This window comes from Paracoccaceae bacterium, from assembly GCA_019454225.1.
GTDB lineage: Bacteria > Pseudomonadota > Alphaproteobacteria > Rhodobacterales > Rhodobacteraceae.
Map to the genome: position 1 here is coordinate 2,466,488 of CP075370.1, position 11,870 is coordinate 2,478,357.

Sequence of the window (11,870 nt, forward strand, 5' to 3'; positions counted from 1 at the left end):
CTGGGACGAACTTGCCCGAGATCGTCCGCTTTGAAGCTGCGTTTCCCGAAACACTTCGGATCTTATCGTGTTGCCGGAATCTATCTGGTTCTCGGTGTCGTCTACATCATCGTTTCGGATTGGATTGTTCTTGGCGGTGGCCGTCTGGGGTGGACACCCCGGGTGGACACGTTGAAGGGCATATTCTTCGTTATCCTGTCTGCCGGTTTGATCGGCATCCTCACGCGCGCGGAACTGATGCGGGCCGAACGTGCGGCGAAGATGGCGGCGCAGTCCCAGAACCTGCGTACGGTCGGGCTATTTGCCAGCAGCATCGCGCATGACTTCAACAACCTTCTGGTGGTCATCATCGGAAATGCCGAGACGCTGCAGGATTTGCTGCACGACCGACCCGAGGCCAGGGCGCGGGTCGAACAGGTTCTGCGGGCGGGTGAATCCGGCGCCGAGCTTGTCGCCCGACTGCTGGCCTTTGCCCGCCAGCGCCCGGCGGCCCCGCGCGAGCTGGACGTGGCCGAGTGGTTGCGCCAGATTGAAGGGTTGGCAGCCAAGGCCATCGCCCCGCACGCACAGTTGCAGGTGACCACATCGGCTGGACGGATGATGATCTTCGTCGAGGTGGCGATGCTGGATGGCGCGCTGATGAACCTGATCCTGAACGCGCGCGATGCGTCGCCCGCAGGGTCCGTGATCAGGGTGACAGCCGATCGCGTCGCGGTCTCGGGTGCCGAGGCGACGGAGGCGGGGCTGGCGCCCGGCCCCTATGTCCGCATCTCGGTTCGCGACGACGGCTGCGGCATGTCGCCTGAGGTCGCCGCTCGTGCCTTCGATGCCTTCTTCTCGACCAAGGACAGCGCACAGGGAACCGGCCTTGGCCTGACCAGCGTCAGAACCTTTGCGGAAAACGCCGGGGGGAGGGTGCGATTCGTTACCGCACCGGGGTCGGGAACAACCGTAAGCATCCTCATTCCGGAGTTACTCTCCTAGCAGTTGTTTTTCGGCGAAGATCTGATTGCACCACCGACACAGTCCGGCCCCCGATTGCCGATCTGTTTGCCTGGACTCATGGCGTGCATGGGATTTTCTTGCGGTTTCGCGCAATCGACTCCACACACATCCGAATGGGAACTTCCGGGCGCTGTCTTCAAGGTCGTTGGCGCGGATGAGCATGCATGAATCAATCCTGGTCGTGGATGACGACGACCTCGTCCGCATCCATGTCGTCAGCGTTCTGCAGGATGTGGGCTATCGCATCTTCGAGGCGGCGTCGGGCCACGAGGCACTGGACCTTCTCGACACGATCGGGGATGTCGATCTGCTTCTGACCGACGTGATGATGCCGGGCGGCATGAACGGCCGTCAGCTCGCCGAGGCTGCGCTGACGCGTCGGCCGCAGATGAAGGTTCTCTATACCTCTGGATACAGCGACACCGTGATGCTGTCCGAGGGGCGGCTGGCATCGGATGTGCACCTGCTGGCCAAGCCCTACCGCCGCCAGCACCTCGTGTCCAAGGTTCGCCAGGTGCTCGACAGCTGATCGGCGCAAGGCCGCGCAGATCGAGACATATTTTCACAATTGCCGCAAAGATCGTGCAAACGGTCCGACTACCTTTTTCTCAAGTCGAAACCCGGGTGGGGACGACGGACAGAGAAGGGGTCGTCACCGCTGCGACCACTGCCCCTATGCCCGTGCCTGTGCCCAACACACCGCAACAGTTGGCACGAATGCGTGCCGCATCCGCAAGATCCGAGGGCCAACATGTCGATTTCCTACAGCCCGCTTCACATCGACGACGAACGGGGCCGGCTCGCCGCGCTGCGTCGCTACGAGATTCTGGACAGCGGCGACGAGCAGGATTTCGACGAGATCGTCGCCCTGGTTCACCGCATCTTCGGCGTGCCGATCGCGGCGATCACCCTGATCGACGAAGACCGCATGTGGATCAAGGCATCGGTCGGGCTGGAGGTGAGGGAAGTGCCCCGGCGCGACGCGCTATGCGATTTCACGATCCGGTCGAACGAGACCCTGGTTTCCGGCGATGCCGCTCAGGATCCGCGCTTCTGCATGAATCCCTTCGTGACCGGCACGACCGCCGTGCGCAGCTACATGGGCGTTCCGCTGACCACGCCCGATGGATACAACGTTGGTGCGCTCTGCGTCATGGGGCAGGAGGCGCGCAGCTTCGGCCGGGCCGAGCGCGAGATGCTTGAAAGCTTTGCACGCATCGTCGTCACGCAGTTCGAGTTGCGCCAGCTTGCCCGCAGTGACGCCCTGACGGGTGCGCTGTCGCGCGTCGCCTTCGAGTCCTTGCTTGCCGACGCGGTGGCCGCCGCCCGGACCGCCGGACGCCGCGCCACGCTTGCCCTGATTGACATCGACCATTTCAAGTCGATCAACGATGCCTTCGGCCATCCGGTCGGCGATCTGGTGCTGACACGGCTGGCCCGCGCGGTGCGCGCCGCGCTGCGTGGCAGCGACGGTTTCGGCCGGCTTGGCGGCGAGGAGTTCGGAATCCTGATGCCGGATACCGACATCGTCCAGGCGCAGCGCATCGCCGAACGGGTGCGCGCCGCGATCAGCGCCCTGGTGCTGCCGGAACTCCGCGGGCGGGCGGTCACGGCCAGCATAGGTCTGGCCGAGATCGAACTGCCCGCCGAGGGGGTGGAATACTGGATCGCGAATGCCGACGTGGCGCTTTATGAGGCGAAGCATCAGGGGCGCAACCGGGTGATGCTGGCCGCATGATGCCCCGTCCTGCCGAACATAGGCCTGAAACCTTCATGGACGCGAGACATGTGATGAAGATCCTTGTCGACCCGACAAAGGCCACAGCGATGGTGGATCATGACGCCCATGTGCTGATCCTTGATGACGATTGCGCGGTGGCGGAGCTCGTGGTCTCGGCCCTGCTGAGGATTGGCGCGCGCAGTCATTGCTTCACGGAGGCCAAGTCCTTTCTTGCGGCGGTCCCGAACCTGCGACCGACCCACATGATCGTGGATCTGTCGCTGCCCGGGATGGATGGACTTGAGGTGCTGCGCGAACTGGCGCGGCGCGGATGCCGGGCGCGCATCATCGTGACCAGCGGACATGGCGGCAAAATTCTTGAGTCGATGCGCCATTCGGCGGTCGAGCTTGGCCTTGATGTCGTCGGCGTGCTGGAGAAACCCTTCCGTCTTGCCCGGCTGCGGGACCTGATGTCGGTGCCGCCCGGGCGTGTTGCCGCATCTCGCGACGCCACCCAGGCCGATCCCGCGCTCGACGCCCGCGCCTTCGCCCGTGCCCTCCGCACCGGGGACGTCAAACTGTACCTTCAGCCCAAGGTGATCTGCGCCACCGGAGAGAAGGCGGGCTACGAGGCTCTGGCACGCTGGCACCACCCGGTGCACCGCGTGTTGCCGCCAGGCATGTTCCTGTCGCAGGTCGAGGCATCGGGCCAGGAATTCGATCTGGCGCGATGCATGCTGGACCTCGCGTTCGGGCATCTCGTGGCCAGCGGCGCACCGGGGCTGCATATCGCGGTGAATGTGTCGCTGAGCGTGATCCGCAGGCCCGAATTCCTGCCGATGCTGCGCGAGTTGCGCGAACACCACGGGATCGATCCCGGGCAGGTCATACTTGAGCTGACCGAAAACGGCACCAGCGAGATTCTGGCCGGCGACATCGAGACGCTGACGCGCATCCGCCTGGATGGGCACAAGCTGGCGATCGACGACTTCGGCATCGGGCAGTCCTCGATCCAGCGTCTGGTGCAACTCCCATTCACCGAGATCAAGATTGACCGGCTGTTCGTGCGCGACCTGACCCGCTCGGGCGAGGCACGCAAGGTCGTGGCGGCGGTTACCGCCTTGGGCAAGGCGCTTGGCATGTCGATCACGGCCGAAGGGGTCGAAAATGCTGAAACCCTGACCATCGTGCGCGATCTGGGTTGCGATATGGCACAGGGCTATTTCCTCGGCCGACCCTACGAGGCGCCGCCAAGCGCGGCACGCCGCGCCTGAGACGGTTGTGTCTTGGGCCGATCAGCCGAGCGCCCGGCGCATCACGTCGGCAAGATCGGCGCGTCGGTAGGGTTTGCTGATGAAAAGGCTGCCCGCCTCCAGACGGCTTTGCCGGATGATCGCCTTGTCGGCATAGCCCGACGTGAAGACCACGCGCATGTCGGGCTTCAATTCCCTGATGGCAATCGCAAGCTCTCGACCGTTCATGCCGCCGGGCATCACCATGTCGGTGAACAGGACATCGAACTCCAGCCCCTCGCGCACCGCATTGATCGCGCTTGGCCCGTCGGCGTGTGCGTCCACCTGGAATCCCAGGCCCTGAAGCACCATCGTGGCGTGCTCCCGGACCAGGGAATCGTCCTCGACCAGCAGGATGCGCGAACCCCGCGCCGAGTCCTGTCGCGGTGGCGGCACGACGACCGATTGTTCCTCGGCGGGGTCCGCGCAGGGCAGGAACAGCTTTACCGTCGTGCCTTCGCCAGGCTCTGAATAGATGCGGACATGGCCGCGCGACTGCTTGGCAAAACCCCAGACCATCGACAGGCCAAGCCCTGTGCCATGCCCCAGGGACTTGGTGGTGAAGAACGGTTCGAACGCCCGCGCGACAAGTTCCGGCGACATGCCGATCCCGGTATCCGTTACGGCGATCATGACATAGGGGCCTGGTGTGACCTCGTCGTTCGAGGCGGCAAAGGTTTCGTCCAGCCAGGTGTTGGCAACCTCCACCGTCAGCAGGCCTCCATCCGGCATCGCATCGCGGGCATTGATGACCAGGTTCAGAATGGCGCTCTCAAGTTGCGCCGGATCGGCCAGCGCCAGCAAAAGCCCCGGTTCGAAATGCGTGACATAGCGAAGATGCTCGCCGATCGTTCGCTCCACCATCGCCGACATCGCGCCGATCAGCGCATCCACCGCAACGGGCTTTGGTGCCAGCGACTGCTTGCGGGAAAAGGCCAGCAGGCCGCGTGTCAGTTCGGCACCGTTCATTCCCGCCTGATGGATCATCACTGCGATGCGCCGCGCGTCATCATCGTGGGCCAGACGTTCCTCCAGCGTTTCGGCACCGCCGACGATGATGGTCAGGAGATTGTTGAAATCATGGGCGATGCCACCCGTCAGTTCGCCCACCGCGCGAAGCCGTTCCGTCTGGTTCAGCCGTTCGCGCATGTCGCGCCGCTCCAGCATCCGGGCGATGTGCGACGCCACCACGGACAGCATGTTGTGTTCCTCGTCCAGAAAGCCCGCGTCGCCGACAATGCTGGGCGGTGGCATCTCGACATAGCCGATCTCGACGAACCCGTTGCGCCCCTTGTCACCGATGTCGGCGTGGAGCGTGATGACCGGCGGAGACCAGTTGGCACTGCGGTATTCGATGCCCTCGACGTTGAGCCGGGCAACGGCAAGGCGGACATGCTGCACGCTTTGCACCAGAAGCTCTGCCATTGCCGGAAAATTGTCGGTCGCGGTCCCCGGCGCTCCCTGCAGAAGGGCGACGACGCTGTAGAGGCAGCGCAGTTCCTTGATCCGCTCGATCAGTTGCGCCTCGGCGCGGCGCCTGTCGGAGACGTCGCGGAAGCTTAGCACGGCGCCCGTGACGGTCCCGTCATCGCCGCGCAGCGGTGAACAGGCATAGTCCACAGGGATCTGGCGCCCGTTGCGGTCGGAGAATGAATCACCCGCGATGCGCCTGGTTTCTCCGTCACGCAGGGTCTGGCCGATAGGGCAGTCGCTGGCCGTATATAGGGTTCCCTCGGCGTTCCGACCGGAAAGGGTTTCATGCGCAGGGCGGCCGAAGACCTCTTCGTCGGTCCAGCCGAGCACGTCAGCTGCCGCGGCGTTCTGCGCGCGGATATGCCCGTCAAGGTCGAGGATGAAGATCCCGTCCGCCACCGAGGCAAAGACCGTCGACGCCTCGCGCCGATCATTCGACCAGGCCTCGGCCATCCGGTGCCGATCGACGGCAAGGCCGATCGACCTCGCGGCATAGGCGGCTGCGGCCCGGGCGGCCGGGCTGAAGGCGGCACGAGGGTCTTCGGTTCGCAGGTCGATCATTCCCAGTGTCGCGCCCGCACCGTCGAGGATCGGCTGCGTCAGCCTGCCGGCCAGCGTGGTCCGTGCATCGGCGGCGCTGTCTTGCAGGTGGTCTTGCACCGGGGCGCCGAGCTGCTCGGGTGACGGCACGGGTCCGAATTGCGCGACCGTGTCCATCGGGCCGGTCTTGGCGGGATCACCCAGCCTGATCACACCCGATTGCGCTCCGGTCCAGTCCGCAAGGACCTCGACGATCTCCGGCAGCAGCGTGTCGGGCGCATCGGTCCTTGCGACGATCTCACCGATCCGGGCCATCGCGGACAGCGATCCGCTCATGGTGGTCAGGGTGGCCCCAAGGCGGGCGAACTCGGCGATGCCGTCGTCTGACAGCGCCGCGTGTCCAAACCGCAGCTGCGCCGTGCGCTCGGCCTCGAGTGCGAAGGAGGCCAACCTGCGACCGATCCGGTTTGCCACCGCCCAGACGGTTGCCAGCGTTGCAATGGACACGAGGATGAACAAACCGATGAACGTCGATCCAAGCGTTCCCGAAGCGCCGGAGAGACTGGACACCGGAATCGCCATAGCCAGCCGAAGATCACGCTGATCGACATCCGACATCTGCACGATCCAATGGCGCCCACCGTGCATGATCTCGCCGTAGTAGGGCAGCGCGGATTGCTGTGCGATCGCGGCAATGACGGAGTCCCCCAGGTCCGCGAGATTTGGCAGGACCTTGGCCGGGCGGTCCGCGTTCTCGATCACCGCCATGATCCGTGCGGTATCCGCATCGGCCAACACATTGCCGCCACTGGTGACCAGCGCAGCCTCGCCTCCCTCCGGCAGGCTCAGCGCGGACAACCGCGATGACAGGTCGCGCAGTGACAGGTCGACGCCTGCGACCGCGCCGCTTGTTGCCCGCCGGGCCGCCGAGACGCCGGGCTCTCCCGTCGTGAAGAACAGGTAGGGTTCCGTCAGGATCGCGTCTTCTGTCAGCAGCGCCTCTCGGTGCCACGGGCGTTGCGAGGGGTCGATGGGATAGTCCACGTCGTCGCGAAACTCGACGACCACAAGCGCCTCGTCCAGGAACTCGAACCGCGACCGCCCGCCGCTCACCAGTTGTGCAAGCCACATGGCCTGGAGCGGTGCGTCGAACGTCGAATGGCGCCCGCGCATGTGCCGCAGCAGGGTGAAGTCACCATTCGGCCAGCCGACATAGGCCGCCTCAAGGGCCGGAGATGCGACGAGAAGCGTGGCAAGTTCCTGCAGCGCGTCGTGGTCATTGGCATCCGTGCCGTTGACGATCGCCGGATGAAGCGAGAGCGCCGCTGCGGCGGCCCGCGCCGACTCGTAGAGACGCGCCACCTCTGCCAGCGCCAGTTCGGACTTGCCGTCGAAGGCGGTGCGGGCGGTCCGGTCCGCGGCCTCGTCGGTGACGATCCACGCCACAAAGCCCAGGGCCACGGCCAGCGCCACAAGAACCGGAACCATGCGCAACGCGACATAGACACGAAAGGGTATCCGCCGCAGACGCGATGCGGCGGGGTCCGAAACTCCGGGTGACGCATCAGCCATCTTCCCATCCGTCGCCAGCGGGCGCCCCTGGGTCGCGCAGCACGATCCTGCAAGCGTTAGAACAACCGCAGCGCGATGCTGCAAGCCAAACATTGCGTTTTTGGATGCCTATTGACGCGGCAGCATGGCGGTATCCGCCGCAACGGCTGGCCTTTTCGACGCGCAAGGACAGCGCCGCTTCATCCAAAGCGCGAGGGTTGAGGAGTTTTGATCGCCGCATGGTATAGACGTAGGGCGGAATTCACCGCAGTCTGCAACGGCGCCGCCGGTTTGATGTTCTGTTTTGGCGGAACTGCGCGATCTTGCTTCGGAAGGTGCATATGGACGCCGGTGACGATTGGTTTTTCGTGGCCCACCCCGATCCGATGTGGATCGAGGAGGCCGGCACGCGGCGGATTCTGCGAGCAAACGTTCGCGCAACCGAATTGTACGGCTGGTCCGCAAGCGAGTTTGCGCAGATGACCGTCGACATGATCGCAGTCGATCCGCCGACGGCGGAAGGCGGCACGCATGGCCCCGAACGGACCGTGCGTCGGCATGTGACCTTGCATCAAAAGCAGGACGGATCGGTGTTCTTTGCCGATGTCGTCTCCCGTCGCATCGGGGCGGCGTCGGATTCCGCCTGGTTGACGAGTATCCGTGACGTGACACGGTTCCTCGATGTCGGCGGGGACGATACCGCCGACGCCGACGACGAGGAGATGCCGTCACCCGACGATCCGCCCGGGACAGGGCAGGGGGCTGCCGGGCCCGATTTCGACCCGGGCAACGAAGTTCCGCAGGCGTTTTCCGAGGAACTGCTGACACGCAGCGCCGCGCCCGCATTGTTGAAGCTTGCATTCTGGTCGGTCGACCTCGACCTGATGGAAGTCAGCATCGCGCCCGCGTTGCACGACATTGCCGGGATCGACCCGTCGATTGCCGACATGCCGCTCGAAGACTGGTGGCAGATCATCCATCCCGAGGACCGGGACAGGACCCGCATCGCCTTCATGTCGTTTCCCGACAGCGGCCAGGATGTGTTCCGCGCCGCGTATCGCATCGTTCGACCGGACGACGGGTCGACGATCCACGTGGCGGCCGTGGGCGAACTCGGGCGGAATGGCGCGGGCCGGCTCTGTCTGCAGGGCATGCTGCAGGACATGACGGCATCCGTCACCTCGCGCCGCGAACTGGAAAGCGCGTCGCATCTGCTGCAGATCGCGGGAAAAGCGGCGCGGCTGGGCGGCTGGCGTATCCATCTTGATACCGGGCGGCTGACATGGACGACCGAGACGGCGGCGATCCACGGTCTTCCGCCCGGGACGGACATGACGCTCGAACGCGCACTCTCGTTCTTTCCCGAGGAACACCGCGACACGATGGCCGGATTGTTTGACGCGGCGATCCAGCGTGGCGAGGCGTTCGACGTCGTGCTGCAGATCGTGACCGTTCAGGGCAGGCGTCTTTGGGTGCGCAGTGTCGGCGCGCCGCTTTTCGACTCCACCGGTGCGGTCATTGCCATCCAGGGTGCCTTTCAGGATATCGACGAACTCGTTCAGGCCCGGACAAAGCTTGCCGAAGTGTCCGACCGCCTGGCGGTCACGCTGGAACACATCAGCGATGCCTTCTTCATGCTCGACCGGAACTGGCGCTTCACCTATCTGAACGAACGGGCCGAGACCTTCCTGCAGCGGTCGCGCAACGACCTGATCGGCCGGCGCATCTGGGACGAGTTTCCCGACGCCATCGGAACACAGTCGCAGTCGGTCTACGAACGCGTCCTGATCGCAAGGGAAACCGTGCGCTTCACGCAGCACTATGCGCCGCTGGGCGCATGGTTCGAGGCGGTGGGCTATCCTGTGCCGGAAGGGATTGCGGTCTACTTCCGCGACGTAACGCAGGAGCGTGCCCAGCAGGAACGCATGCACCTTCTGGAGAATGCGGTGTCGCGGATGAACGACATCGTGCTGATCACGGCGGCCGATCCGATCGACGCCCCGGACGGCCCACCCATCGTCTTTGTCAACGAGGCTTTCGAGCGGATCACGGGATATGCGTCGGCTGAGGTTATGGGACGGACGCCCCGCCTGCTGCAGGGCCCCGACACCTCGCGCGTCGAACGGGAACGGATCCGGCAGGCGCTTCGGGAACGGCGGCCGGTGCGGACGGAACTTGTCAACTACACCAAGGCCGGGATGCCCTACTGGATCGAGGTCGAGATTGTCCCCTTGTCCGACGGGCTTGGCAAGGTCACGCATTTCGTCGCCATCGAGCGGGACATCACCGAACGCAAGCGACTGGACGAGGAACTGCGCATCAGCACCGAGCGCTTCCTGCTGATCAGCAAGGCGACAAGTGACGCGATCTATGACTGGGACTTCGAGGCAGGGCAGGTCTGGCGGAACGAGGGCATGGCCAGCCTGATCGGCAGGGACCCCACGGCGATACCGCCAGGGCCCGAGGGCTGGGCCCCGTGCATCCACGAGACCGACCGCGAGCGGGTGCTCGAGTCACTCTACGAGGCGATCGACGGCCCCGACACGACCTGGACGCTGGCCTATCGCGTTCGCACGCTTGACGGCGAGATAAGGGACGTGATCGACCGGGGCTTCATCATCCGGAATTCGGACGGGCGTGCGGTGCGGATGGTCGGCAGCATGATCGACGTCACCGAGCAGAAAGAGATGGAGGCCCGCCTGCGCCAGTCTCAGAAGCTCGAAGCCGTCGGCCAGCTGACCGGCGGTGTCGCGCATGACTTCAACAACCTGCTGACCGTGATCCTCGGCAACGCCGAGATTCTGACCGAAGGACTGTCCAGCAACAACCGCATGCGGCTGATGGCCGAGATGACGGCGACGGCGGCACAGCGCGGCGCCGAGCTGACCGCGCGGCTGCTGGCATTCGCACGACGGCAGACCCTTGAGCCGAAGGTGGTGAACCTGAACCGGCTGGTCTCCGGCATGGAGGCGCTGATCCGCCGCACCTTGCCCGAAGAGATCGACATCGAGATCGTGCATTCGGGCAGTCCGTGGCTGGTCGAGATCGACCCCGGACAGCTTGAGGTCGCGCTGCTGAACCTGGTGATCAACGCCCGCGATGCGATGCCGCGTGGCGGGCGCCTGACCGTCGAGACGGCGAATGTCCGACTGGACGATGCCTATTCCGAAGCGAATGGCGAGGTTCCGCCCGGCCAGTACGTGCAGGTCGCGGTGACGGACTCCGGCACGGGAATGGCGCCGGACGTGGTTGCACGAGCGTTCGATCCCTTCTTCACCACCAAGGACGTGGGCAAGGGCAGCGGCCTGGGGCTGAGCATGGTCTACGGTTTTGCCAAGCAGTCGGGCGGCCACGTGCGCATCTACTCCGAACAGGGCTTCGGCACGACGGTGAAGCTCTACTTCCCGCGGTCGCTGGAGGTCGGTGACGAGGTGGCGGGCGTGGGGATCGAGGAGCGGTCGGTCGGCGGGCACGAACATATCCTGGTTGCCGAGGATGACCGGCTGGTGCGCGAACATGTCGTCATGCAGCTTCAGGGCCTGGGCTACCGGGTCACCGCCGCAGCGAACGGTCCCGACGCCCTGGAATGCATCCGCCAGATGGCGGACATCGACCTGCTGTTCGCCGATGTGATCATGCCCGGCGGCATCACCGGGCGGGAACTGGCGGACGAGGCCACGCAGCTGCGACCGGGCCTGAAGGTGCTGTTCACGTCGGGCTATACCGAGAACAGCATCGTTCATAACGGGCGGCTCGATCCCGGCATCCAGTTGCTGCAGAAACCCTATCGCAGGCGCGATCTCGCGGCCAAGCTGCGCCGCATGTTCGCGCAGTCCACACCCGGCAAGCCGTAAGGGTGCCCGCCGATCGCGCCGGCCGGGGCTGCCACGCAGCCTCCGGCCTTGTCGGCCATCGGTCTGCGCGCATCACTGGGCGGCCCCTTTCGATGGAGCAATCGGGCGAAGGCCGTGGCAGCACGGAGCCGGGCCGATGTCGTCACCACAGGCGTCCGGCGGCCGCGCGACCGATTCCGATCTGTTGCGTCATACCGACACGCGACGTTTCAGGACTGTGGCGGGATCAAGGCGGGATCGCGACAAGACGGAATCCGGGCCGGAGTGATTCGTCCCGGCGTTAACGCTGATCTTTGACGGATCTGCCGGAATCGCGCGTCTTGACGCCGATTTGTGCAGCCCCGGCAACGGTGACGCGGCAACTGTGGCAGTGAAACGGCAGGAATGGCGCATGTGGTTAACGCGAACAGGCATCTTCCTGCCGGTTCGAAAATG

At 64.9% G+C, this 11,870-nt stretch carries 6 protein-coding genes; 5 read left to right on the forward strand and 1 reads right to left on the reverse strand.

Annotated features, from left to right (window positions below; genetic code table 11):
* Positions 1 to 30: 30 nt before the first annotated feature.
* The 4 genes from KF887_11680 (at position 31) to KF887_11695 (ending at position 3,999) form a co-directional block, all read left to right on the forward strand.
* A complete protein-coding gene (locus KF887_11680; protein ID QYK40110.1) occupies positions 31 to 984 on the forward strand; it encodes a hypothetical protein in 954 nt (317 codons plus the stop codon).
* 181 nt (positions 985 to 1,165) lie between these two features.
* Positions 1,166 to 1,534: a response regulator gene (locus KF887_11685; protein ID QYK40111.1), complete on the forward strand. Its 369-nt coding sequence runs from the start codon at positions 1,166 to 1,168 to the stop codon at positions 1,532 to 1,534.
* A 222-nt stretch (positions 1,535 to 1,756) separates the two neighbouring features.
* Positions 1,757 to 2,743, forward strand: a complete 987-nt coding sequence (locus tag KF887_11690) for a sensor domain-containing diguanylate cyclase (GenBank protein ID QYK40112.1) — start codon at positions 1,757 to 1,759, stop codon at positions 2,741 to 2,743.
* Positions 2,744 to 2,778: 35 nt separating this feature from the next.
* Positions 2,779 to 3,999, forward strand: coding sequence for an EAL domain-containing response regulator (locus KF887_11695; protein QYK40113.1), 1,221 nt, complete (start codon positions 2,779 to 2,781; stop codon positions 3,997 to 3,999).
* A 21-nt stretch (positions 4,000 to 4,020) separates the two neighbouring features.
* On the opposite strand, the gene KF887_11700 is transcribed toward KF887_11695, so the two are convergent.
* Entirely contained in the window at positions 4,021 to 7,695 is a 3,675-nt protein-coding gene (locus KF887_11700; protein QYK40114.1) for a response regulator, read from the reverse strand.
* Positions 7,696 to 8,060: 365 nt separating this feature from the next.
* Between KF887_11700 and KF887_11705 the strand changes: the two genes are divergently transcribed.
* The gene (locus tag KF887_11705) at positions 8,061 to 11,435 is read left to right on the forward strand and encodes a PAS domain S-box protein (GenBank protein ID QYK40115.1); all 3,375 of its coding nucleotides are present in this window, start codon (positions 8,061 to 8,063) and stop codon (positions 11,433 to 11,435) included.
* Positions 11,436 to 11,870: the final 435 nt, after the last annotated feature.